The sequence below is a fragment of the Caballeronia sp. LZ034LL genome (genome assembly GCF_031451215.1).
In the GTDB taxonomy this organism is placed as follows: Bacteria; Pseudomonadota; Gammaproteobacteria; order Burkholderiales; family Burkholderiaceae; genus Caballeronia.
Genome location: NZ_JARUXR010000004.1, coordinates 686,476 through 709,354, shown reverse-complemented (window position 1 = coordinate 709,354; position 22,879 = coordinate 686,476). Strand labels below are relative to the sequence as shown.

General features: G+C 65.4%; 20 protein-coding genes. 11 read left to right on the top strand and 9 right to left on the bottom strand.

Features of this window, described 5'->3' with window-relative positions; genetic code table 11:
* Positions 1 to 8: 8 nt before the first annotated feature.
* The 3 genes from QCE83_RS30615 to QCE83_RS30605 are packed head-to-tail and all read right to left on the bottom strand — an operon-like array spanning position 9 to position 4,161.
* Complete coding sequence (locus QCE83_RS30615; RefSeq protein WP_309819968.1) at positions 9 to 620, bottom strand: NIPSNAP family protein; 612 nt, start codon at positions 618 to 620, stop codon at positions 9 to 11.
* Positions 617 to 2,365, bottom strand: coding sequence for an FAD-dependent oxidoreductase (locus tag QCE83_RS30610; RefSeq protein ID WP_309819966.1), 1,749 nt, complete (start codon positions 2,363 to 2,365; stop codon positions 617 to 619). Before QCE83_RS30610 ends, QCE83_RS30615 begins: the two co-directional genes overlap by 4 nt.
* Positions 2,362 to 4,161 carry an FAD-dependent oxidoreductase gene (locus QCE83_RS30605; RefSeq protein WP_309819963.1) on the bottom strand — a complete coding sequence of 600 codons (1,800 nt, stop codon included), beginning with the start codon at positions 4,159 to 4,161 and terminating at the stop codon, positions 2,362 to 2,364. Before QCE83_RS30605 ends, QCE83_RS30610 begins: the two co-directional genes overlap by 4 nt.
* A gap of 167 nt (positions 4,162 to 4,328) precedes the next feature.
* Here QCE83_RS30605 and QCE83_RS30600 point away from each other — a divergent pair, with 167 nt between their 5' ends.
* The 3 genes from QCE83_RS30600 to QCE83_RS30590 all read left to right on the top strand — a co-directional run bounded on the left by QCE83_RS30600 (position 4,329) and on the right by QCE83_RS30590 (position 7,668).
* Positions 4,329 to 6,047: a SulP family inorganic anion transporter gene (locus QCE83_RS30600; RefSeq protein WP_309819961.1), complete on the top strand. Its 1,719-nt coding sequence runs from the start codon at positions 4,329 to 4,331 to the stop codon at positions 6,045 to 6,047.
* A gap of 179 nt (positions 6,048 to 6,226) precedes the next feature.
* Positions 6,227 to 7,051: a shikimate dehydrogenase gene (locus QCE83_RS30595; protein WP_309819959.1), complete on the top strand. Its 825-nt coding sequence runs from the start codon at positions 6,227 to 6,229 to the stop codon at positions 7,049 to 7,051.
* 131 nt (positions 7,052 to 7,182) lie between these two features.
* Positions 7,183 to 7,668, top strand: coding sequence for a hypothetical protein (locus QCE83_RS30590; RefSeq protein WP_309819958.1), 486 nt, complete (start codon positions 7,183 to 7,185; stop codon positions 7,666 to 7,668).
* An 8-nt stretch (positions 7,669 to 7,676) separates the two neighbouring features.
* Here the strand turns inward: QCE83_RS30590 and QCE83_RS30585 are convergent, their stop codons facing one another.
* Entirely contained in the window at positions 7,677 to 8,636 is a 960-nt protein-coding gene (locus QCE83_RS30585) for an MBL fold metallo-hydrolase (protein WP_309819956.1), read from the bottom strand.
* A gap of 162 nt (positions 8,637 to 8,798) precedes the next feature.
* Between QCE83_RS30585 and QCE83_RS30580 the strand changes: the two genes are divergently transcribed.
* The gene (locus tag QCE83_RS30580; protein WP_309819955.1) at positions 8,799 to 9,578 is read left to right on the top strand and encodes a helix-turn-helix domain-containing protein; all 780 of its coding nucleotides are present in this window, start codon (positions 8,799 to 8,801) and stop codon (positions 9,576 to 9,578) included.
* Positions 9,575 to 10,387 carry an IclR family transcriptional regulator C-terminal domain-containing protein gene (locus QCE83_RS30575; protein WP_309819953.1) on the top strand — a complete coding sequence of 271 codons (813 nt, stop codon included), beginning with the start codon at positions 9,575 to 9,577 and terminating at the stop codon, positions 10,385 to 10,387. The genes QCE83_RS30580 and QCE83_RS30575 overlap by 4 nt, the downstream gene beginning before the upstream one ends.
* Here QCE83_RS30575 and pdxY read toward each other — a convergent pair whose 3' ends face one another.
* A complete protein-coding gene (pdxY, locus tag QCE83_RS30570; protein ID WP_309819951.1) occupies positions 10,388 to 11,269 on the bottom strand; it encodes a pyridoxal kinase PdxY in 882 nt (293 codons plus the stop codon).
* 522 nt (positions 11,270 to 11,791) lie between these two features.
* Between pdxY and glgC the strand changes: the two genes are divergently transcribed.
* The 4 genes from glgC to QCE83_RS30550 are packed head-to-tail and all read left to right on the top strand — an operon-like array spanning position 11,792 to position 16,887.
* Entirely contained in the window at positions 11,792 to 13,066 is a 1,275-nt protein-coding gene (gene glgC, locus QCE83_RS30565; protein ID WP_309819949.1) for a glucose-1-phosphate adenylyltransferase, read from the top strand.
* 38 nt (positions 13,067 to 13,104) lie between these two features.
* Positions 13,105 to 14,568 (top strand): glycogen synthase GlgA, encoded by a 1,464-nt coding sequence (glgA, locus tag QCE83_RS30560; RefSeq protein ID WP_309819947.1) that lies wholly within the window; start codon positions 13,105 to 13,107, stop codon positions 14,566 to 14,568.
* Between the two features lie 55 nt (positions 14,569 to 14,623).
* Entirely contained in the window at positions 14,624 to 15,424 is an 801-nt protein-coding gene (locus QCE83_RS30555; RefSeq protein ID WP_309819944.1) for an SDR family oxidoreductase, read from the top strand.
* A gap of 26 nt (positions 15,425 to 15,450) precedes the next feature.
* Positions 15,451 to 16,887 carry a dihydrolipoyl dehydrogenase gene (locus QCE83_RS30550; protein ID WP_309819942.1) on the top strand — a complete coding sequence of 479 codons (1,437 nt, stop codon included), beginning with the start codon at positions 15,451 to 15,453 and terminating at the stop codon, positions 16,885 to 16,887.
* Between the two features lie 83 nt (positions 16,888 to 16,970).
* Here QCE83_RS30550 and QCE83_RS30545 read toward each other — a convergent pair whose 3' ends face one another.
* The 3 genes from QCE83_RS30545 to QCE83_RS30535 all read right to left on the bottom strand — a co-directional run bounded on the left by QCE83_RS30545 (position 16,971) and on the right by QCE83_RS30535 (position 20,050).
* Complete coding sequence (locus QCE83_RS30545) at positions 16,971 to 17,327, bottom strand: hypothetical protein (protein WP_309819941.1); 357 nt, start codon at positions 17,325 to 17,327, stop codon at positions 16,971 to 16,973.
* 289 nt (positions 17,328 to 17,616) lie between these two features.
* A complete protein-coding gene (gene mmsB / locus QCE83_RS30540) occupies positions 17,617 to 18,501 on the bottom strand; it encodes a 3-hydroxyisobutyrate dehydrogenase (RefSeq protein WP_309819939.1) in 885 nt (294 codons plus the stop codon).
* Positions 18,502 to 18,517: 16 nt separating this feature from the next.
* Positions 18,518 to 20,050, bottom strand: a complete 1,533-nt coding sequence (locus QCE83_RS30535; RefSeq protein ID WP_309819937.1) for a CoA-acylating methylmalonate-semialdehyde dehydrogenase — start codon at positions 20,048 to 20,050, stop codon at positions 18,518 to 18,520.
* A gap of 223 nt (positions 20,051 to 20,273) precedes the next feature.
* Between QCE83_RS30535 and QCE83_RS30530 the strand changes: the two genes are divergently transcribed.
* Together QCE83_RS30530 and corA are read left to right on the top strand one after the other, a co-directional pair.
* Complete coding sequence (locus QCE83_RS30530; RefSeq protein WP_404985914.1) at positions 20,274 to 21,233, top strand: LysR family transcriptional regulator; 960 nt, start codon at positions 20,274 to 20,276, stop codon at positions 21,231 to 21,233.
* Positions 21,234 to 21,413: 180 nt separating this feature from the next.
* The gene (gene corA, locus QCE83_RS30525) at positions 21,414 to 22,391 is read left to right on the top strand and encodes a magnesium/cobalt transporter CorA (RefSeq protein ID WP_309819933.1); all 978 of its coding nucleotides are present in this window, start codon (positions 21,414 to 21,416) and stop codon (positions 22,389 to 22,391) included.
* A 105-nt stretch (positions 22,392 to 22,496) separates the two neighbouring features.
* On the opposite strand, the gene QCE83_RS30520 is transcribed toward corA, so the two are convergent.
* Positions 22,497 to 22,853 carry a hypothetical protein gene (locus QCE83_RS30520; protein WP_309819931.1) on the bottom strand — a complete coding sequence of 119 codons (357 nt, stop codon included), beginning with the start codon at positions 22,851 to 22,853 and terminating at the stop codon, positions 22,497 to 22,499.
* Positions 22,854 to 22,879 lie beyond the last annotated feature (26 nt).

Sequence of the window (22,879 nt, the reverse complement as noted above, 5' to 3'; positions counted from 1 at the left end):
GTCTCCCTTCAGCGCAGCGGCGAGAACGGCGCCGGCATGTAGATGGTCGATTCCATCGTCGTCAGATGGGCCGGTCCGCCCTTCGGCGGCCAGATGCCGTCCGCCACCGCTTCGGCGCGGATGCGCGAACGCTCGTCCACGCTCGCATACGGCCAGATGTTGAGAAAGCGCGGCACCGTGCCGTCGAGCGCATACATCGCGCCGATCAGGGGCGAACGCTTTGTGCGCTCCGGCAACGCGCCCTGCCACGCGTCGATCGTGTGTTGCAGGCTCGCGAGCTTCGTGCCGTACACGCGCATCTCGTAGATGCCGCCGTGCACGGCGGGCTCGATCGGCGGAAGGAACGCAAACAGCGCGTAGCTGCTCACGTCGACGTCGGTGACGAACTCGCCGCAGCCGAACGGATTGCCTTCGAGCAACAGCCGCTGCCGTTCGCGCACGAGCGCCGCTTCGGAATCGAAGCCGCGCAGCACCATCACGCGGCCCAGTGCGCCGATGTCGGAATACCAGCAGCCGAGCAGCTGCACGCCCGGCGCGGCGCCGCTCGCCTCGATATGCTCGAAGACCCGCGCGTTCGCGCCGAGCTTCACCGTCAACGTGACTGTGTCGTAGAGAGTCATTGAAAAGTCCTTGCCTGTGTGGAATGAGAGTCTTGCGCGCAGGCGCCGCTGTCGTCATGCGGCAGCGCCTGCGCCAGTTCGAGGCCGGCCAGATAGCCGAAGGTCATCGCCGGACCGAGCGTGATGCCGCCGGCCGGATAGTGGCCGCCCATCATGCTCGCGGCGTCGTTGCCGACCGCATACAGCCCGGCGACGGGCACGGCGGAGGCATCGAGCACGCGCGCGCGGGCATCGGTGGAAAGTCCTGCAAAGGTGCCGAGACTGCCGGGCACGATCTTCACCGCATGGAACGGGGCGTCCGCGAGCGGCGCGACGCAGGGGTTCGGCTGATGCAGCGCGTCGCCCTGGAAGCGGTTGTACGGCGTCGAGCCCTTGTGGAACTGAGGATCGAAGCCGTCCTTGGCGTACGCGTTATAGGTGGCGACGGTATCGGCGAGACCGCGCGCGTCGATGCCGCATTGCTGCGCGAGCGCCTCGAGCGTCGGCGCGGACTTGAGATAGCCGGCGCGCTGCAGCGGCCCGAGCGGAAACGGAAACGGCTTCGCCGCACCCAGGCCATAGCGGCGCTGGAACCGGTGATCGCACACGAGCCACGCGCAGACTTCCTCGCCGGGCGGCACCGTGCCGATGAGCGCCGAGACGAAATCGTGATACGACGACGCCTCGTTCGTGAAGCGCCGCCCCGCGCGCGTCACGGCGATCACGCCCGGCTTCGCGCGCTCGATCAGGTGCGGAAACGCCGCCACCGCGCCATGCGCGCGCGGCACCAGCGAAACCGGCGCCCACGCGGCGGGCGCGTCCAGCGCGTCGTCGAAATGCGCGCCGGCGTCGATGCCCGCGCGAATGCCATCGCCGGTATTGCTCGTGGGCGCGGCGGACCAGTGCGGCATGCACGGAAACGTGCGCGCCTGACGCGCCGCATCGTGCGGATAGCCGCCGCAGGCGAGCACCACGCCGCGTCTTGCCAGCACGTCATGCGGCACGCCGTCGATCTCCACGCGCGCGCCCGTCACACGCGCCCCGCCATGCAGAAGCGTCACGGCCTTTGCGCGCGTGCGCAGATCGACACCTCTATCCGCCGCCGATTTCAACAGCCGCGCGACCAGCGCATTGCCGTTCACAAGATGCATCGAGCGGCCGTAGCGCAGCTTCTGCCACGCGAACACTGCGAAGCGCCGCGCCACATGCCAGGCCGACGTGGCACTGCGCGTCGCGTTCAGAAAATGCGTCAGGTCCGCGCCCGATGCGATCGCCATGCCGGCCACCGTGGTTTCGGCGAGCGGCGGCCGCAGACGGTCGAGCAGCGGGCCGAGCGCGCGGCCGTCGAACGGCATCGCGCCTACCGAGCGGCCGCCGGTCCCTGAGCCTTGCGTCGTGTGGAAATCGGGAATGCGGTTGCCGTCGATGAAGCGCACCGCCGTATTCCGCTCGAAGAACTCGATCATGCGCGGACCGTGTTCGATCAGCGCATCGATCTTGGCGGCGTCGACGTGTGCGCCGAGTTCGCCCGCGAGGTAGGTGCGCGGCGCATCCGCCGGTTCGACGATCCCCGCGCGCTGCGCGAGCGGATTGCACGGAATCCACATCCAGCCGCCCGACCACGCGGTCGTGCCGCCAAATACGTCTTCCTTCTCGCAGACCAGCACGGACAAGCCCTGCTGCGCCGCCGTGACCGCCGTGGACAGACCGCCGGCGCCGGAGCCGAGGACCAGGACATCGCAATGGATCACCGGGATCTGGCTCATTTGGACACCGCATGCGCGTGCAGGCTCGACCCGATTTCCATAGGCAGCACGAGCGCTTCACCGCGTGCATCTGTCAGCGCGTTTTGCGCCCGCGCCGCCGCATGCCGTGCCGCCAGATAGCCGAATGCGAGCCCCGGGCCAAGCGTGATGCCCGGGCCGGGATAAACGCCGCCCATCACCGACTGCATGTCGTTGCCGCAGGCATAGAGTCCGGCGATCGGCTGATCGTCACGATCGAGCACGCGCGCGTCGGTATCGGTGACGAGGCCGGTCGCCGCGCCGATATCGCCCGGATAGAGCCGCACCGCATAGAACGGCGCCCTCGCAATCGGCCCGAGGCACTTGTTCGGTCCGCTCCGGTTCGCATCGCCGTTGGCGTTTTGATACGCGGTCGTGCCGCGCTGGAAATCGGCATCGACGCCCGTCTGCGCATAACGGTTATTGCGCGCGACGCTGTCCGCGAGCCCCGTCCGGTCGATGCCGAGCCGGTCCGCCAGTTGGTCGAGCGTGCTGCCTTCGACGAGATAGCCATCGGCGAGAAACGGCGCGAGTCCCTTGCCGCCCGGACGCACCATGCCGAGCCCGTACTTGCGCAAGCCATCCGCATCCGTGACGAGGCACGCGGGGATCGACGGCTGCGCACGGTGCGCTTCCTGCATCGCGATGCCGAACAGGTGATACGACGTGTTTTCGTTGAGGAAGCGCCGGCCGTTGCGATCGACGACGATCATTCCCGGCTTGCCGCGATCCATCAGGAAGTGCGGGAACACGGCGGTGCTGCCGTCCGCGCGTTTGCGGGTCGACACCGGCGCCCAGAACGCGTTCGACCGCGCGCCCTCGCCAAACCGCGCGCCGGCTGCGAGCGCCAGATCCTGCGCGCCGCCGGTATGTCCGGGCGCGCCCGCGCACCACGAGGGATCGGCGCCCGGCAGCAGTTCGGCGCGGCGCTTCGCGTGCCGGTTGAAGCCGCCGCTCGCCAGGATCACGCCGCCTGTCACGCGGATACGCCGACGTTTATTGACCTGGCTCAGCGACACCGCTTCGATGCCATGTGCGCCGCTGTGCAGCGCGTCAATCCGGGTCTTGGTCAGGATCGTCACGCCGCGCTGGCGCAGCGACAGAAGCAGCCGTCCGATCAGCGCATTGCCCATCACGAGCCGCGTGCCGCGCGGCGAACTCAGGCGGTCGCGCGCGTGCCGCGTGAGCAGCGCCGCGGCGTGCCGCAACGACTTCAGTGATTTCGTCATGCCGAGCAAATGCGCGACGTCGTCGCGATCGACCATCATGCCGCCCAGCACGGTGAACTCGGGAAGTGGCGGACGAATCAGCGCGAAGTCGGGGCCGAGCGTGCGGCCGTCAAAGGGCAGCGGCTCCAGCGCGCGGCCGCGCAGCGTCGAGCCTTCGACTTCCGACAGGTAATCCGGATGGAACGGGCGCGCGCGGTACTTCACTTCGCTATGGGCCTCCAGTTGCGCTACCGCCTTCGGACCTGCGTCCAGAAACGCCCGGCGCATCGCCGCCTGGCTGTGTGCGCCGACCGCACGATCCAGAAATGCTTCGGCATTCGCCACGGTGTCTTCGGGATTGACGCCCGGCCCGTGCATCGAACCGGGTATCCAGGTGGTGCCCGCCGAGTAAGCCGTCGTGCCGCCGACGTATTCCGTGCTCTCCACGAGCAGCACGCGCGCGCCGTCGATGGCCGCCACCAGCGCCGCCGACATGCCCGCGCCGCCCGCGCCCACCACAACCACATCGAATTGCTCGTCCGATCCCAACTGCTCCAGTGTCTCCGCCATCGATATGCTCCGATCCCCGCTCGTTCGCTGAACTTTCTTCTATTTCAGAATCCTATTCCACTTTAGCGAATCACGCAAAGCCATTTTCAGTCGACGGACCCTCGCACGGCTTGGCAGCCATTCGTTATTGGGGCACGATTCGCTTCTTCGATGACACGCGTCCGCCCATGCAGCCATCCCCTCGCCGGCCCGCCCTCCATGCCTGGCTGTTGAAAGGCATGCTCCCGCTGAACCGCGCCGCCGCGCTGCGCGATGCGCTGGCGGGCGTCTCGCTTGCCTCGATGGATATTCCGCAGGTGCTCGGCTACGCGCGCATCGCGGGGATGCCGCCGATCACCGGCCTGTACACGGCTTTCCTGCCGCTGTTCGCGTTCGCTTTGTTCGGCGCGTCGCGGCATCTGGTGGTCGCGGCGGACTCGGCGACGGCGACCATCCTCTCCAGCCGCGTCTCGACGATGGCCGCCATGGGCAGCGCCGAATACATCGCGCTCGCCGGCATGGTTGCATTGCAGACCGCCGCGCTGCTGTTGCTCGCGCGGCTCTTCAAGCTGGGCTTTCTCGCCGATTTCCTGTCGCGCACGGTGCTGGTCGGCTTTCTGGCGGGTGTCGGCGTGCAGGTTTCCATCGCGATGCTCGGCGATCTGCTCGGCATGACGGTGCCGGAGCCTTCATCGCGCAGTCTGGCGCAACTGGCCTATGTCGCCGGTCATGCGCTGCAATTCCATGCGCCGACCTTCGGGCTGGCGCTGCTCGTGATCGTCCCGATCCTGCTCTGCAAGCGCGCCGCGCCGCGCGTGCCGATGCCGCTCATCGGGGTGATCGGCAGCATCGTTGCCAGCAAGATGTTCGAATTTTCGGCGCATGGCATCGCGGTGCTCGGAGCCATCGACGGCGGCCTGCCCGCGCTGCGCTTTCCCGCCGTCACCTGGCAGCAGTTCCTCGACCTGATGCCCGTCGCGGCCTCGTGCTTCGTGATGATCATCGCGCAGAGCGCGGCGGCGGCGCGCGTCTATGCGCAGCAGTATCGCGAGGACGTCGACACCAACGCCGACATCCTCGGTCTCGCCGCAGCCAACACGGCGGCGGCGTTCAGCGGCACCTTCGTCGTCAACGGCAGCCCTACGCAGACCGCGATGGCCGAGCGCGCCGGCACCCGCAGCCAGTTCGGACAGGTCGCATTCGCGGCGGTGGTCGCCGTCGTGCTGCTGTTCCTGAGCGGCTATCTGCGCTACCTGCCGCATTGCGTGCTGGCGGCGATCGTGTTCACCATCGCCATCGGACTGGTCAACGTGCGGAGCCTGCGGGACATCCGCGCCGAAAGTCCGGGCGAGTTCACGCTCGCGCTGGTGACGGCGGCGGCTGTGGTGATGATCGGCGTCGAGCACGGCATCCTGCTCGCCGTGGCGTTGTCGCTGATGCGGCACGTGCGCCACAGCTACCGTCCGCACACGATGGTGCTGACGCCCGTTCCGCCCGACGGGCGCTGGCAGTTCGTGCCCACGGCGCCGGGCGCGATGACCACATCGGAACTCATCGTGTATCGCTTCGGCGCGGATCTGTTCTATGCGAACGATCACTTCTTCACGGTGGAAGTGACAGAGCTCGTCGATGCGGCGCCGGGCGGTCTGCGCCATCTCGTCGTCGATGCCGGAGCGATCACCGACCTCGATTATTCGGCGGCGCGGACCATCGGCGATCTCATCGAAACCCTGCAGGCGCGCGGCATCGCGGTGAGTTTCGGGCGGGTGAATCGCTTCCTGCGCGGCGACATGGACCGGCATGGGCTGACGCGCGTGCTGGGGGCGTCGAACGTGTTCGGGACCTTGCATGAAGCGCTGGCGGCGGTAGGCGTTCCCACGCCGATGCACGGACCCGATTCGCTGTAAGCAGCCTTTGACGGCATTTACCACGCGATCACGCACCTGACTTCACGGTCGGTTCAAACGAAGACGATTAGTTGCGGCCTGATGTCTTAAATGTTGAACAGAATTCCACTTTAGATTAGAGTTCGCTGTGAACGGGCGAACCGATTCCGCTCGCCTCGAATTCCAACCCGGAGACAACCATGGCGCAGGACCCCTCTTTCTCGGCTTCGCTCGACGAAGGCCTCAGCGGCGCGACACGCGTGTATTTCATCGTCGGCGATCCGATCGCGCAGGTGCGCTCCCCGGCCGGCGTGACCGCGGCACTACGCGCACAAGGCCAGGATGCGATCGTGATTCCCGCGCACGTCGCGCCCGCCGATCTCGACACGTTCTTCGCCGGTCTCGCGCCCTTGCAGAACTGCGACGGCGTGATCGTCACCGTTCCGCACAAGTTCAGCGCGACATCCTTCTGCAGCACCCTGACTGACGAAGGCCGTTTCCTCGGCGCGGTCAACATGCTGAGGCGCAATGCGGACGGCAGCTGGCACGGTGGCGCGTCGGACGGCATCGGCATGGTCGCGGCGCTGCGCGACGCCGGTTGCGAACCCGCGGGCAAACGCGCGTTGCTGATCGGCGCGGGCGGCGCGGGTTCGGCAATCGGGCATGCACTGGTGGATGCCGGCGTGGCGACGCTCGCGATCCGCGATTCCGACGCCGCGCGCACCGATGCCCTCGCCACGCGACTCGCCGCATTGAAACGCGGCGCGGTGCAGGTCGCGGACGACGCCGGTGCGGAAACCTATGATCTGATCGTGAATGCGTCGCCGGCGGGCATGCGCGCGGGCGATCCGCTGCCGATCGACGTCTCGCGCCTTGCGCCCACGACGTTCGTCGGCGATGTCGTGACCAAGCCGCCGCTGACGCCGTTCATCGAAGCGGCCCGTGCGCGCGGCTGCGTGACCGTGACCGGCACGCAGATGTTCGGCCGCGTATGCGATGCGATCGTCGCGTTTCTGGTTGCCTGAAAGGGTTGCCTGAAGGAGCGATCCATCGGTCGGAAAAGCGCTCACGCACGACGCATGCGAAAACACTCATAACAAAGGACTCTGGAACAATCCACACCGCCGTTCCTTCGTCACCGAGAGGAGTTCTCGCGATGATCTTCCATGCCTCCATTCCCGCCAACGATCCGAAACACGTCGCGCATGTGCTGGCCGAACTCTGGGATGGCTTCGCCGCGCCGTTCTCGCCGTTCCCCGACGCCTGGATGGCCGTGGCAGGCGACGAGCGCGGCAGCATCATCGAGGTGTATCCAGGCGATCGCGTGATTACGCCGGGCGGCGGCGAGGAAGAAAGCGTGGGCTACGGCGCGGACACCGCAGCGCGGCCGCGCTACAGCGCCTTCCATATGGCGATTGCGACGCCCCGCACGAGCGCGGAAATCATCGCGATTGGCGAGCGCGAAGGCTGGCGCGCGGTGCATTGCACGCGCGGCAACAACTTCTTCCACGTGATCGAACTGTGGATCGAGAACTCGACGATGCTCGAATTCCTCGCGCCCGACATGCAGGCTGAATATCTGGCTTTCTCGACGCCCGAGAACTTCAAGGCGATGGCGGCGGCCAACCCTTATCAGGCGTAAGCGCCTCGTCAGTCCTGCAGCGCGGCCCACATCTCCTGGTCGCGCTGGGCGGTCCAGATGCGCGGATGGCGGATGCCGCTGGCTTCGTCATAAGCGCGCGACACGTCGAACGGCAGACAGTGCTCATAGATGAAGACGTGGCCGAACTTCGCGTCCATCGACTTGCGCGCGTGCGCCATCGCGCCCTTCAGGTCGAGCTTCTGCGCAACGGCCTCGCGGCCCGCCTGAAGCAGCGTCGTGACGAAGTCCTTCGTATAGTCGAGTCCCTTGTGCACATCCGCCGGCGACAGCAACGCCGGGCCGCGTCCCGGCACGAGCTTGTCCGCATTGAGCGTGCGCAACGCTTCGAGCGTCGCGGGCCAGTCCTCGAGCTGCGCGTCGCCGCAATAGCAGGCTGCGTCGTACTCCACCAGATCGCCTGAAAACAGCACCTTCTGCGACGGCAGCCACACCACGGTGTCGCCCTTCGTGTGGCCCGAGCCGAGATGCGCGATCCGCACCTCGAGCTTGCCGAGGAAGAGCGTGATCTCCCGCTCGAAGACCAGCGTCGGCCAGGTGAGACCCGGCACCGTCTCGACGCCCGCGAACAGACGCGGGAAGCGCTCGATCTCCGACTTCATGTCCTGCTCGCCGCGCTCGACGATCATTTCGTAAGTGCCGCGGCTCGCGATCACTTCCTGCGCGCCTTCCTTGAAATACGCCGATGCCCCCAGCACGCGCACCGCGTGGTAATGCGACAGCACGACGTACTTGATGGGTTTGTCGGTGACGCCGCGAATCTTTTCGATCAGGTCCTGGGCCATGGCGGGCGTCGCGGTGGTATCGACGATCAGCACGCCGTCGTCGCCAACGATCACGCCTGAGTTCGGATCGCCTTCCGCCGTATAGGCGTACGCGTTCTCGGAGAGCTGCGTGAAGGTGATCTTCTTCTCCTGCAGATCCGCCTGCGATGCGAAAGCCTTTGCCATGATCGTGTCTCGTCCAGTCTCGTGAGGATGAACCGATGATCGATGCGAGCCAAAACTTTGTCAACAGCAAATACACTTGCCATAGACAAATTTCGGGTAAATACTGAAGGACATTGGCCGTTCGGTCGAACCGCCCAGTCACTTCCCATCACGGAACGCACTTTGGCCCGTCTCCTCTCCGCCGCGCAGCACGCAGCACCTGTCGAAACGAAACAGCAGCGCGGCATCCAGAGCGTCGAAGTCGGCGCGCGTTTGCTCGACGTCCTCGCGAAGCGGCGCGAACCGCTCGCGCTAAGTGCGCTCGCCGACGCCGCCGCGATGTCCACGGCGCAGGCGCATACCTATCTCGTCAGCCTGACGCGGCTCGGACTCGTGAAGCGCGATGCATTGACCGGCAATTACGAACCCGGCCCGCTCGCGTTGCGCCTGGGCGTCATGAACCTGGAGCAGCAGCCGGCTTACCGGGCAGCGGCGCCGCGCGTCGCGGCATTGGCGCTGGAAACCGGCATGAGCGTGGCCGTCAGCGTAGCCGGGCCGCAGGGGCCGACGATCGTGCGCTACGAACGCGGCGGACAACCCTTGCATGTCAATTTGCATGTCGGCACGGTGATGTCGCTGTCGGCTACGGCGACCGGCCGGATCTTCCTCGCCTTCGACACCCCCGCCAGCGTCGCGGCCATGCAGGCGCATCAGGCGGAAGCCGACGTGCCCGGCATCGGCGCGCGGCTCGACGAAATCCGGGCGCGTGGCATCGAACGCGGCATCGATGCGCCGAGTCCGGGCGTCAGCAGCATGAGCGTGCCGGTGTTCGACGCCGCGCAACGGATGCAGCTGGCGCTGACCGCGATCGGCCCGAGCGGCCTGTGCGACGTCGCCTGGAACGGTGCGCTGGCGCAGGCGCTGCAGCAAGCGGCACGCGACCTCACCGGCGTCCTGTCATGACGATGCCCGCTCCCGACGTCCGTCCGCAGCGCGGCATCAACGCCCTCGATGCGACCGGTGACCTGCTGCACGCGCTGGTGGCGGCAGATGGTCCGCTGCTGCTGCGCGACCTCGCGGCGGCGGCCGGCATGCCGCCGGCCAAGGCGTTCGCGCATCTGGTGAGCCTCGTGAAGGTCGGCCTGCTGTCGCGCGACGACGCCGGGCGCTTCCACGCGGGGCCGTTGAGCCGCGAGCTGGGCTTGATCGCGCTGCAACGGCTCTCGCCGGTCCGCGATGCCGAAGCGGAGATCGTCGCGCTCGCGGCGGCTACGTCGCTGACCGTCGCCGCCGCCACGCTCGGCCCGCTCGGACCGACGGTCATCCGGCTGGAGGAATCGGCGCGGCCGCAGCACGTGAGCCTGCGCATCGGCACGGCGATGTCGCTCGTGAACACGGCCATTGGCCGGGTCTTCGCGGCGCATGTCGGGGATGAAGTACGGACGAGCCTGCTGCAGCAGGACGGCATCCGCCTCGCGGGCGTGGCGCCGGCATCGTTCGCCACGAGTGATGGCGAGAACTATCGCGCAACGTTGTCACGCATCCGCGAGCAGGGTTTCGATACGGCGCTCGATGCACCGGTCCCCGGCATTCACTCGCTGGCCGCGCCGGTCTTCGATCACACCGGCAGCGTGTGCCTGGTGCTGGCGCTGATTGGTTCGGCGGGCGGTTTCGACAGCGCCGCCGACGGTCCGCTCGCACGCACGTTGCTGGCCGCGACGCGCAGGCTGTCCTGGCGTTTCGGCTTGCTTGAAGCGAGCGAGGCGAGCTAGTCAGGCCCGCTTGACGGTTTCGGAGCCCATCACGCGGATGGCGGGAAAGCGGTCGGTAGGCTTGGCGATCTCGTCCTGCGACGCGACGATCTCCAGCTCATACCGCCCCGCCTCGTAGGTGGCCTTGACCACTGCGTTGACGGCCGCGAGCGTGTGTTCCAGCGCGTTGCGGAGTGAATCGCCGAGCAGCGTGCGCGCGACGAACACGCCGCTCGTCAGATCGCCGACGCCGACCGGCTGGCGCGCGAACGGATACAGCGGACGTTGCGCGAACCACGCCTCGGTCGGGCCGACTGCAAGCATGTTGAAGGTATCGGCGCGGCTGTTGCGGTCGAGCAGATGCTTGACGAGTACGATGCGCGGCCCGCGCGCGATGACCTCGCGACAGGCGTCCACCGCTTCTTCCACGGTTTCGATACTGCGTCCGACGAGCTTTTCCAGTTCGACGTGATTGGGCATCAGCGCATCGGCGATGCCGGGCATCGTGGTGACGAGGAAGTCCTCGATGCCGGGCGCGACCGTGCAGCCGCCCGTCTGGCCCATGACCGGATCGCAGAAGAAGAGCGCGTGCGGATTCACCGCCTTGACCATCTTCACGATCTCGACCACCGCGCGGCCCTGCTCGGGCGCGCCGAGATAACCCGAGAGCACCGCATTGCAGCGCCCCAGCACGCCGATCGCGCCAATGCCTTCGATCACGCTCTGCAACTCGTCGGCGTCGAAGGCGCTGCCGGTCCAGCGGCCGTACTGCGTGTGATTGGAGAACTGCACGGTGTTGAGCGGCCAGACGTTGACGCCCAGCCGCCGCATGGGAAAGACCGCCGCGCTGTTGCCCGCATGGCCGAACACCACATGCGATTGAACGCTCAGGACGTTGTTCATATTCTGATTTCCCGCTTGGTTCCAGTTGTTCGGTCCGACGAAACGTCGCCTTGCAGTGCAGCGATCGCGGGTGCGCGCGGAAGGACTGCCCTGGACGGCCCCTTCAGGACGCCCGCCGGCATCGCGTGTCTTGTATTGTGCCGTGCCTCGACGCACTGCGGCACGGCCTCGTCGTTATAAATCGGCGAACCTTGCTTGTCGAGCGTCGCGAACATCGACGCCGCTCATATCGGGCATGGCAAGACTGCTTTACGCAATTCGGCATGCGCCTTGCTCGGCCGGAACGTCGGCGGCATGGTATAGATCATTCGACGGACGGCACAGGTCCACGGCAAGGACGAACGTCCGGCAAAAAACAGCCGACTTCCGCACAGGAAGCGCCACGCCGCCTGATAATGCGTGAACGACAGCGCGACACGCCGCGCAACGCACGCACTCCCCGGCTTGGCAATCTGACACACGAACACGAGGACGAACTCACGGCAGGACATCCATAGTCGCAGGTCAAATCAGGAGGCAGGAATGGAGACGCTGATCAAGAATCGCACCGATTTGCAGAAGTCGACCCTCGCAATCGTCCTCGCCGGCGGGCGCGGCACCCGCCTCGGACCACTCACCGACAAGCGCGTGAAGCCCGCCGTCCACTTCGGCGGCAAATACCGCATCGTCGATTTCGCGCTGTCCAACTGTCTCAACTCCGGCATTCGCCGCATCGCCGTCGTCACCCAATACAAGGCTCACTCGCTGATCCGCCACATGCAGCGCGGCTGGGGTTTCCTGCGCGGCGAGTTCAACGAGTTCATCGATATCTGGCCGGCGCAGCAGCGCGTCGATTCGAGCTGGTATCGCGGCACCGCCGACGCCGTGTACCAGAACATGGACATCATCCGTTCGATCGGCCCGGAATTCGTCATCGTGCTGGCGGGCGATCACATCTACAAGATGGACTACACGCGCATGGTGCTGGACCACGTCGAGAGCGGCGCGGACTGCACGGTGGGCTGCATCGAGGTGCCGCGCATGGACGCGGTGGCGTTCGGCGTGATGCACGTCGACGAGAACCGTCGCGTGACCGATTTCCTGGAGAAGCCCGCCGATCCCCCCGCGATGCCCGGCAAGCCCGACGTCGCGCTCGCGAGCATGGGCATCTATGTGTTCAGCGCGAAGTACCTGTACGAGATGCTCCAGGACAATATCGAGACCTCAAACACCGATCACGACTTCGGCAAGGACATCATTCCGCGCGTCGTGACGACCGGCAAGGCCATCGCGCATCCGTTCAGCATGTCGTGCGTGACGTCGTCGAGCGACCCGGAAGCGCCGGCGTACTGGCGCGATGTCGGTACCGTCGATGCCTACTGGGCGGCGAACCTCGACCTCGCCTCCACCATTCCCGAACTCGATCTCTACGACCGCAAGTGGCCCATCTGGACCAATCAGGAACAGCTTCCGCCCGGCAAGTTCGTGCGCGACCTGAACGGCCAGCAAGGCGCCATCACCAACCTGCTGGTCTGCGGTGGCTGCGTGATCTCGGGCTCGCAGGTGTCGAAGTCGGTGTTTTCGTCGGCGGTGCGGGTGCACTCGTTCTGTAACATCAATGAGGCAGTCTTGTTGCCGCAGGTAACCGTCGGGCCGAGTTGCCGGCTGCAACGCGTCGTGATCGACCGCGGCTGCACGGTGCCCGAGGGACTCGTGGTGGGCGAGGATCCGGAAGACGACGCCGCGCGCTTCTTCCGCACGGAGTCGGGCGTCACGCTCATCACGCGGGATGCGCTCGCGCGGCTGCCGCAGGGGTAGACGCGGGCTCACATGACCATCAATCGACGGGAGCGCCGATGACCGTACGCGTGCTGCATGCCGCAGCAGAAATGTTTCCGCTGCTGAAAACCGGCGGCCTCGCCGACGTGGTCGGCGCCCTGCCGCCCGCGCAGTCGCAACTGGGCACGCACGCGCGCGTCGTGCTGCCGGGCTTTCCGGCCGTGCTCGCGGGGCTCGAGGACCTGGAGCCGGTCGCCGAGCTGGGCGCGGCGTTCGGTGTCGGCCAGATCCGGCTCGAACGCGGCGTGTTGCCGCCGCACGGGGTGGTCGTGTACGTGGTGCGGGCGGACCCGTTCTACGACCGCCCGGGCAATCCCTATCTCGACGCCGCGCATCGTCCCTACGCCGACAACGACCGCCGCTTCGCGCTGCTTGGCTGGGCGGCCGCACGCATCGCGACGGGCGCCGATCCCGCCTGGAAGCCGCACATCGTCCATGCGCACGACTGGCATGCGGGACTGGCGCCCGCCTATCTGCGCGCGTTCGAACGCGCGGGCGCCGCGAAGACCGCCAGCGTGATGACGGTCCACAACCTCGCCTACCAGGGCACGTTTCCGGCGTCGGAATTCGGCGCGCTGCAACTGCCCGGCGATTTTTTTGCGGTGGATGGCGTCGAGTTCTACGGCCTCGTGTCGTTCCTGAAGGCCGGGCTGTATTACGCCGATCGCATCACCACGGTCAGCCCCACCTACGCGCGCGAGATCCAGACGCAGGCTCACGGCGCGGGTTTGCACGGCCTGCTGCAGACGCGCACGCACGACATCACCGGCATCCTGAACGGCGTCGATTACGCCATCTGGAGCCCCGCCGTGGACGAATCCATCGCAACGAAATACACGCCCACGCGCGTCTCCGGGAAGTCGAAGTGCAAGTCGGCATTGCAGGAACGCATGGGCCTGGAACGCGACGACAACGCGCTTTTGTTCGGCGTCGTCAGCCGGCTGACGGAACAGAAGGGACTGGATCTGCTGCTGTCGGTGGTGCCGGACATCGTGCAGCGCGGCGGTCAACTGGTCGTGCTCGGCACCGGCGATCCGGCGCTCGAAACCGGCATGAAGAACGCGGCGGCGGCGCATCCGGGCGCGGTGGCGGTGGAACTCGGCTTCGACGAGACGCTGTCGCATTCGATCATCGCCGGCAGCGACGTGGTGATGGTGCCGTCGCGCTTCGAGCCGTGCGGGCTCACGCAGCTGTATGCGCTGGCCTATGGCTCGCTGCCGCTCGTGCATCGCGTGGGCGGGCTGGCGGACACCGTGACGGATTGCTCGCTCGAAAATCTCGCCGACGATCTCGCCACCGGCTTCGTCTTCGACACGTTCGATCGCGCCACCATGGTCGCCTCGATCCGCCGTGCCTTCGCGCTGAAACAGCGGCGCGCCGACTGGAAGACGGTGGTCAGGCGCGGCATGGACCAGCGCTTCAGCTGGGAAGCGGCCGCGCTCAAATATGCGGAGGTGTATCAGGGGCTGACCGGCGGCTGAAGCGCGGGCGCATGCCTTGCTCCCGATCTGTCACCCTCAGACACGGACGGAGCATATGCACAAACCCCTCGCAGGTCAGATCGCGCTGGTGACGGGCGCAAGCTCGGGCATCGGAGAAGGCGTGGCGCACGCGCTCGCCGACGCGGGCGCGCACGTCGCCATCAACTATCACTCGCATGCCGAACCAGCCGAAAAGCTCGCCGCCGCGATCAGCGCGAAAGGCGGCGAAGCGTTCGCGGTCGGCGCGGACGTCGCCGATGAAGCGCAAGTGGACGCCATGTTCGACGCCGTCGTGCAGCGTTGGGGCACGCTCGATATCGTGATCGCGAATTCGGGCTTGCAGCAGGACGCGAAATTCACCGAACTGACGCTCGCCGACTGGCGGAAGGTCATCGACACCAATCTCACCGGCCAATTCCTGACCGCCCAGCGCGCCGTGCGCGAATTCGAGCGGCGCGGCATGCGCGACGTGTCGAAGGCGCTGGGCAAGATCATCTGCATGAGCTCCGTGCACGAAGTCATTCCGTGGGCGGGGCACGTGAACTATGCGGCGTCGAAGGGCGGCATCCAGATGATGATGAAATCGCTCGCCCAGGAAGTCGCGCCGCAGCGGATCCGCGTGAACGGCATCGCGCCCGGCGCCATTCGCACGCCGATCAACCGCGACGCCTGGGACCAGCCGGAGCAGCTCGACAAGCTGCTGACACTGATTCCGTACGGACGCATCGGCGAAGTCGACGACATAGGCCGGGCGGTCGTCTGGCTCGCCTCCGACGACAGTGATTATGTCGTCGGCACAACGCTGTTCGTCGATGGCGGCATGACGCTCTATCCGGGCTTCGCGGACAATGGCTGAACGATGACAGCAACTCGGGGAAGCCTATGAAGGACATGAAGGTGGATGTGGCGGTGATCGGCGCGGGGACGGCCGGCATGGCGGCGTTTCGCGCGGCGCGGCTCGCGGGCGCGCGCGTGGTGCTGATCGAGAGCGGCGAGTTCGGCACGACGTGCGCGCGGGTCGGCTGCATGCCGTCCAAGCTGCTGCTCGCGGCGGCCAACGGTTTGCACGATGCGCGGTCGCTGGCGGCGCGCGGCGTCGAGGGCACGCATGCGCTGCAAGTGAACCGCGAACACGCGCTCGATTATGTGCGGCGCGAGCGCGATCACTTCGTCAAAAGCGTGCTGGACGAAGTGGAGTCGTTTCCCGATGACTGCATCGTGCGCGGCCAGGCGCGCTTCGAGTCGCCGACGCGGTTGATGGTCCGCGACGACACGCGTATTGAGGCGGCGCGCGTGGTCATCGCGACGGGCGCGGCGCCGAGCGTGCCGGACGAACTCAAGGTCTTCGGCGACAAGCTCATCACCAGCGACGACCTGTTCGAACTGCACGCGCTGCCTGCGAAGATCGCGGTGTTCGGCGCGGGACCGATCGCGCTGGAACTGGGCCAGGCGCTGGCCCGACTCGATGTCGACGTCTACGTGTTCGGCAAGGGCGGCAGCGTGGCCGCGCTCACGGATGCGCCGGTACGCGACGCGCTGAGAGAAACGCTCGCCGACGAGTTCTACTTCGATCCGGACGCGAAGTTTGACGGAATGTGGTTGGAAGACGACCAACCGACCTTGCGCTTCACGTCACCGGGAGGCGAGCCGCGAACCGAACGTTTCGATCTCGTTCTGGCCGCCACGGGCCGCGCGCCCAACCTGAAAGCGCTGGCGCTGGACAAGACGGGCATCGCGCTGAACGACAAGGGCGTGCCGCTATTCGATGAAACCACGATGCAATGCGGCGACAGCACGATCTTCATCGCATGCGATTGCGACGGCACGCGACCCTGGCTTCACGACGCCGCAGAAGAAGGCAAGCTCGCTGGCGACAACGCCGCGCGCTTCCCCGACGTGCAGGCGATCAAGCGCAAAGTGCCGTTCTCACTGGTCTTCTGCGAGCCGCAGGTGGTGATCGTCGGCGCATCCTATGACGATCTCGAGAAACAGATGACGGTAACGGGGGAAGCGTCGTTCGAGGATCAGGGCCGCAGTCGCGTGATGCGGCAGAACCGCGGACTGCTGCACGTCTACGCCGACGCGAAGACCGGCAAGCTGCGCGGTGCTCAAGGCTGCGGTCCGGCGATGGAACATCTCGGGCATCTGCTTGCGTGGGCGCTGCAACTCGACCTGACGCTCGATGAGACGCTCAAGTTGCCGTTCTATCATCCAGTCGTCGAAGAAGGCTTGCGCAGCGCGCTCAAGGATGCGGACACGAAGTGCTATGAACAACGCTCGCAGACGCCGCCAGCATTGGCCAGCGCAGCCGGCGGATGATGCTTGCAGCAGTGCACAAAAAAACGCCGGTTGCGCATGCGCAACCGGCGTTTGGTTTTGGCCTTCGAAATACGGCGTGAGACTTAATTGCCGCTCAAACCATATTGCAGTGCAAGATCGAATCCGAGGACGACCATCGAGCAGAACAGACCCAGGGAGAGATTGGCCAGTCGATGACCGACATCCTTGTGTCGGGTCAGCACAGCGCCTGCGAGGAACGCGATTTCCACGATGACTTGCATGCAGAACACGGCGACCATCAGCGCGAATTCATAACCCATCGCGTTGAAGTTCATGAAGTTGAAGCCGTTCACTGCAACCCAGGATCCCACTCGCCATACTTCGTATGCCAAAAGCAGCAACGGAAAGAAATAGCTGGCGACATAAGTCGGCACCGTGGCGTGCCGCAATTCCATGTTCAAGTGACGTGTAACTTGCATCGCGTACTCCTCATCTGATTGCCCGAAAACGACGGGCGTTCTACCAGCACCGTGGCGCTACCGGAGCGTTCGTACTGAACGGCAGACGGGCGTCGTGCTTTCAGAATAGGACAATTTTCTGGAAAGCGAATCATCGTATTCCCGATGGTCTTTCCCAGTAACGGATTGCGCGACGCGTTGTGCAGTGCAACTGAACAAACCAGTTATAACCAGAGGGCGGGATCGGCACGCACGGTCGTACCGCCACCCTCCTTCGTTTGATACCTTCTTTTGATACCTTAAGCCGCTATCAGTTCTTCCCGTACAACTTGATGATGCCCGAGAAATCGAGTCCGCCAAGGCCTTGCTGGCTCATCGATTGATAAAGCTGCTGCGCCATCGCACCCATGAAAACAGGCTGTTTTGCACCGCGCGCCGCATCGACGGCAAGGCCCAGATCCTTCAGCATCAGATCGGCGCCGAAGCCACCCGCATAGCCGCGTGAAGCCGGCGCCGTCTCGACGATCCCCGGATAGGGATTACACGTATCCGAACTCCAGCAGCGTCCCGTCGAGGTATTCACGATGCTCGCCAGTTTCGACGGATCGATACCTAGCGTTTCCCCCAGCTTCATGGCTTCCGCCACGCCAATCATCGAGATGGCCAGCAGCAGGTTGTTGCAGATCTTCGCAATCTGACCGGTGCCAGTTTCGCCGCAGCGCACCATGTTCTTGCCCATGCCGCTCAGCACCGGACGCAGCGTGTCGAACAACGCTTCGTCCGCGCCGACCATGAAGGTCAGCGTGCCCGCTTGCGCCCCGACCACACCGCCCGACACCGGCGCATCCGCAAACGGATTGCCGTGCTGTGCCGATGCCTCGCCGATCAGCTTCGCCGTAGCCGGGTCGATCGTGCTGCTGTCCACCAGCGGCACGCCCTTCGCGACGCCCGCGAGCACGCCGTCGTCGTTCAGATAGACGGCCTTCACATGCTGCGCCGCGGGCAGCATCGTGATGACGACTTCCGCGCCCTCCGCCGCCGCGCGCGGCGAGTCCGCGAGCGTCGCGCCCGCCGAGCGCGCCGCGTCCAGCGCGGCCGGCACGAGATCGAATGCCGTGAGCGCGTGCCCCGCCTTCAGCAGGTTTGCGGCCATCGGGCCGCCCATGTGTCCGAGACCAATGAAACCAATCTTCATCGCTGCCTCCTCGTTGTTATTTCAGTGCGATGGTGGTGTTCACGCCGTCGTTCACGGTGGCGTCGTCGAACCAGCGTGCCGTAACCGTTTTCGTCTGCGTGTAGAACTGCACGACCTGCTTGCCGTACGGTCCCAGATCGCCGAGCTTGGAGCCGCGCGAACCCGTGAAACTGAACGACGGTACCGGCACCGGAATCGGAATGTTGATGCCCACCTGGCCGATGTCGATCTCGCTCTGGAACTTGCGCGCCGCTGCACCGCTTTGCGTGAACAGGCCGACGCCGTTGCCCATCGGATTGCGGTTGACGAGCGCGATGGCATCATCCAGCGTCTCGGCTTCGAGCACGCACAGCACCGGACCGAAGATCTCCTTCGTATAGATCGTCATCTCGGTGTCGACGCCCGTAAAGATGGTCGGCCCAATGAAGTTGCCCTGCTCGTAGCCCTTCACGCCGATGTTCCGGCCGTCGAGCGCGAGCGTCGCGCCTTCTTCCACGCCCTGGCCGATCAGCCCGAGAATGCGTTCCTTCGCCGCCTTCGAGACCACCGGGCCGACATCCGTGCCCGGCTCCGCGCCGCCGTTGACCTTGAGCGTCTTCGCCTTCGCGACCAGTTCCGGCACCCATTCCTTCGACGCCCCGACGAACACCGCCACCGAAGTCGCCATGCAGCGCTGTCCCGCCGCGCCGAAGCCGGCGCCGACGAGCGCGTTGAGGGTCTGCTCCTTGTTGGCGTCGGGCAGGACGACGGCGTGGTTCTTCGCGCCCATCATCGACTGCACGCGCTTGCCGTGCTGGCTCGCGAGGTTGTAGACATGCGTGCCGACGGCCGTCGAGCCGACGAAGGAAATCGCCTCGATCTCGGGATGCGTACAGATCGCATCGACCACGTCCTTGCCGCCATGCACGACGTTCAGCACGCCGGGCGGCACGCCGGCTTCGAGCGCCAGTTCGACCAGCTCCATGGTCGAGAGCGGATCCTGCTCCGAGGGCTTCAGCACGAAGGTGTTGCCGCACACGATGGCCATCGGGAACATCCACAGCGGGATCATCGCGGGGAAGTTGAACGGCGTGATGCCCGCACAGACGCCGATAGGCTGGCGCAACGTGTACGTATCCACGCCACCCGCGACGTTCTCGGCGAATTCGCCCTGCTGCAACGTGCTGATCGAACACGCATGCTCGACGACTTCGAGGCCGCGGAAGATGTCGCCTTCGGCGTCGGCGAGCGTCTTGCCCTGCTCCGCGGTGAGCGTCTGCGCGATGCGCTTCTGGTTCTGCCGCACCAGGTCCTGGAAGCGCAGCATCAGCCGCATGCGGGCGCCGAGCGGCGTCGTGCGCCAGGCCTGAAACGCCTTGTGCGCCGCGGCGACGGCGGCATCCACTTCGTCCATCGTCGCGAACGGCACGCGGCCGACCACTTCCTGCGTGGCCGGATTGACGATGTCGCGCCATTCCGCGCTCTTCGATTCGACGAACTGGCCGTCGATCAGCAGCTTGGCCGTGCGGACAGACGCATTCTGCGCCGGATGTTCAGCAGCGATATTCACGAGTCACTCCTTGCGTGGGAAATTGCCGACGTGCGGAAAAGGCGGAAGGAAACAGCGAGGACAGGCGAAGAGACGCGCCGCGCGGGCGCTGGAAGAAAAAGCATCGTGTCTCCGTCTTGTTGGTATGCGGCCCGCAATAAGGCAGGCTCGTTTCCTGAGTATAGTTATGCAAAAGTCCATCATGGCGCGATAAAAACACCCGATCGATATGCAAAAAAACCCCATGCCATCCGCCCCGCTCGATCTCGCCCGGCTCAACTGGGACGACCTGCGCTACTTCCTGGAAGTTGCCCGGACGCAGCGTGCCAGCGGCGCGGCGAAGCGGCTCGGCGTGGACTACACGACCGTCGCGCGGCGCGTGCGGGCGCTGGAAGACGCGCTCGGCACCCTGCTGTTCGACAAATCGCGCAGCAGCGGCTTCATCCTGACCGCGGAAGGACAACGCCTGCTGGCCTATGTCGATTCCATCGAGACCACCGTGCAGTCCGCCACCGAGCAGATCGCGAACACGGGGCATGCGCTCTCGGGCCACGTGCGGGTCGGCTCGACCGAAGGTTTCGGCTGCTTCTTTCTCGCCCCGCAACTCGCGCGGTTTCAGGACGCGCACCCGAACATCACCATCGACCTGTTGCCGGTGCCGCATTTCGTGAGCTTGTCAAAACGCGAGGCCGATATCGCGGTGACGCTCGAACGTCCCGAACAAGGCCAGTATGTTTATACGAAGCTCTGTGAGTACCGCCTGAGGCTGTACGCCACCGCCGACTATCTCGCGGCTCATGCGCCGATCCACACTACCGACGACCTGCGCCAGCATCGCTTCGCCAGCTATATCGACGACCTCGCCTTCAGCTATGAACTGCTGTATCTCGAACGCGCGGTGCCGGGCGCGATCTCGCGCTGGCGCAGCACGAGCGTGATCGCGCAATACTTCGCGGCGCTGCAGGGACGCGCGCTGGCCATCCTGCCGTGCTTCATGGCGTCGTCGGACCCGCGCTTCGTGCCGGTGCTGCCCGACGAGATCATCGTGACGCGCGCGTTCTATCTCTCCTGCCGCGAGGATCTGCGCAAGCTGAAGCGCATCACGACGGTCTGGGATCATCTGCGCGCGGCAGCCGAAGCGAACCGCGCATTCCTCATGGGCGACGAGGCCACGATGGCGTGGGTGGATGTCAAGGCATCCTGATTGCTTCTGTTTCCTGGCCAGAACGTGCGCTGCGGCGCCGGTCGGAATCAGCCGTTTGGGCTAAGATTCAACGGATGGAGGCCACGCGCTCGCGCCCCCCGAGCGCCCATCGACGCGTGGCCGGGTCATATCGATAGCGTCACATCGATAACAAGAAACCGATATAAAGAAGGGCGCCCCATGCTGGTCAACTGCGCGGTTTATGAGAACGGCCGAAAGCTCGCCGATGTGCCCATCGACGACATCAATGCTTATCGCGATCGTCCCGACTCTTTCATTTGGGTTGCATTAAAGGAACCCGGTCCCGGCGAACTCGCCTACATGACGCAGCAGTTCGGGCTGCATGAATTGGCAGTCGAGGACGCGCAGCACGGTCATCAGCGGCCGAAGATCGAAGAGTACGGCGACTCGCTGTTCGCGGTCTTTCATACCGTCGAATTCGACGAAGAAGGCGACGTGCTGGTCGGCGAGATGAACGTATTCGTCGGCAAGAACTATGTGCTCTCCGTGCGCAACCGGACCACGCAGGGCTTCCAGGAAGTGCGCAAGCGCTGCGAGCGCGAACCGCATCTGCTCAAGCACGGTCCCGCCTTCGTGATGTATGCGCTGCTCGATGCCGTCGTGGACCGTTACTTCCCCGTGCTGGAAACGCTCGGCGCCGAGCTCGACGAAGTCGAAGAGCGCATCTTCGAGCAGAAGGGTTCGGTGGAGTCGCGCGAGATCATCGAGGACCTGTACTCGCTCAAGCGCCGCATGACGATTCTCCAGCATCACACGGCGCCTTTGCTCGAAGCCGTCAGCAAGCTGTATGGCGGCAGGTCGCCCGGCGTGTGCTCGGGCATGCAGGAATACTTCCGCGACGTGTACGACCACTTGCTGCGCATCGTGAAGACCATCGAGGGACGGCGCGAAATGATCGTCACGGCGATCCAGGTGAATCTGGGCCTGATTGCGCTGGCCGAAAGCGAGGTGACCAAACGGCTGGGTTCCTTCGCCGCGCTGTTCGCCGTGCCGACGATGATCGCCGGCATCTACGGCATGAACTTCAAGTCGATCCCCGAACTCGACTGGGTGTATGGCTATCCGGCCTGCCTCGCGGTCATGCTGGTAGTGGATGTCGTGCTGTACTGGCGTTTCAAGAAGGCCGGGTGGTTGTAGCAAAAAGCGCCCTTGCGGAAACCTTCCGGCGAATTTCATTGTCTAATCAAGCGTTTTAGGCGAAAATAACGCCAGGGCTTGCAAGTTTGACCCTTTGGCCGCATATCAGTCAGGCGTTCGATATATGCCCCGCGGCCTGAAGACAAAATTTGAAAGTTTTTTGCAAGCTTCATTGCGCGACACGTCGCTTTTCGCATCAACCCGCTTTTTAACCGCACGTCGGCACTGCAGTCCGCCGATGTCGCCGTCCCGGTCATGCCGGTCGCGGCGCGCCGCCTGCGCGGCCCGCTCGTCCATCCGGCCTATGCCGTCAAGCTCACGACGAGCCTGAAGAGAGACGCGGTGCGCTTCCGTTGCGCCACGTATCGCATTGCCCTTCGAGTCCGCTGCGACGCCGTCCAGTGAAATGCCGCACGGCTGCTTATCGGGAACGGGCGCGGCGCCGGAAGCAGGGTCGAACACGGGCGCAGGACGCGCGGCAGCACCCC

Excerpts from the sequence above, each read along its gene's own strand:
- QCE83_RS30615 (WP_309819968.1), bottom strand. The coding sequence starts at position 620 with ATGACTCTCTACGACACAGTCACGTTGACGGTGAAGCTCGGCGCGAAC.
- QCE83_RS30610 (WP_309819966.1), bottom strand. The coding sequence starts at position 2,365 with ATGAGCCAGATCCCGGTGATCCATTGCGATGTCCTGGTCCTCGGCTCC.
- QCE83_RS30605 (WP_309819963.1), bottom strand. The coding sequence starts at position 4,161 with ATGGCGGAGACACTGGAGCAGTTGGGATCGGACGAGCAATTCGATGTG.
- QCE83_RS30600 (WP_309819961.1), top strand. The coding sequence starts at position 4,329 with ATGCAGCCATCCCCTCGCCGGCCCGCCCTCCATGCCTGGCTGTTGAAA.
- QCE83_RS30595 (WP_309819959.1), top strand. The coding sequence starts at position 6,227 with ATGGCGCAGGACCCCTCTTTCTCGGCTTCGCTCGACGAAGGCCTCAGC.
- QCE83_RS30590 (WP_309819958.1), top strand. The coding sequence starts at position 7,183 with ATGATCTTCCATGCCTCCATTCCCGCCAACGATCCGAAACACGTCGCG.
- QCE83_RS30585 (WP_309819956.1), bottom strand. The coding sequence starts at position 8,636 with ATGGCAAAGGCTTTCGCATCGCAGGCGGATCTGCAGGAGAAGAAGATC.
- QCE83_RS30575 (WP_309819953.1), top strand. The coding sequence starts at position 9,575 with ATGACGATGCCCGCTCCCGACGTCCGTCCGCAGCGCGGCATCAACGCC.
- pdxY (WP_309819951.1), bottom strand. The coding sequence starts at position 11,269 with ATGAACAACGTCCTGAGCGTTCAATCGCATGTGGTGTTCGGCCATGCG.
- glgC (WP_309819949.1), top strand. The coding sequence starts at position 11,792 with ATGGAGACGCTGATCAAGAATCGCACCGATTTGCAGAAGTCGACCCTC.
- glgA (WP_309819947.1), top strand. The coding sequence starts at position 13,105 with ATGACCGTACGCGTGCTGCATGCCGCAGCAGAAATGTTTCCGCTGCTG.
- QCE83_RS30555 (WP_309819944.1), top strand. The coding sequence starts at position 14,624 with ATGCACAAACCCCTCGCAGGTCAGATCGCGCTGGTGACGGGCGCAAGC.
- QCE83_RS30550 (WP_309819942.1), top strand. The coding sequence starts at position 15,451 with ATGAAGGACATGAAGGTGGATGTGGCGGTGATCGGCGCGGGGACGGCC.
- QCE83_RS30545 (WP_309819941.1), bottom strand. The coding sequence starts at position 17,327 with ATGCAAGTTACACGTCACTTGAACATGGAATTGCGGCACGCCACGGTG.
- mmsB (WP_309819939.1), bottom strand. The coding sequence starts at position 18,501 with ATGAAGATTGGTTTCATTGGTCTCGGACACATGGGCGGCCCGATGGCC.
- QCE83_RS30530 (WP_404985914.1), top strand. The coding sequence starts at position 20,274 with ATGCCATCCGCCCCGCTCGATCTCGCCCGGCTCAACTGGGACGACCTG.
- corA (WP_309819933.1), top strand. The coding sequence starts at position 21,414 with ATGCTGGTCAACTGCGCGGTTTATGAGAACGGCCGAAAGCTCGCCGAT.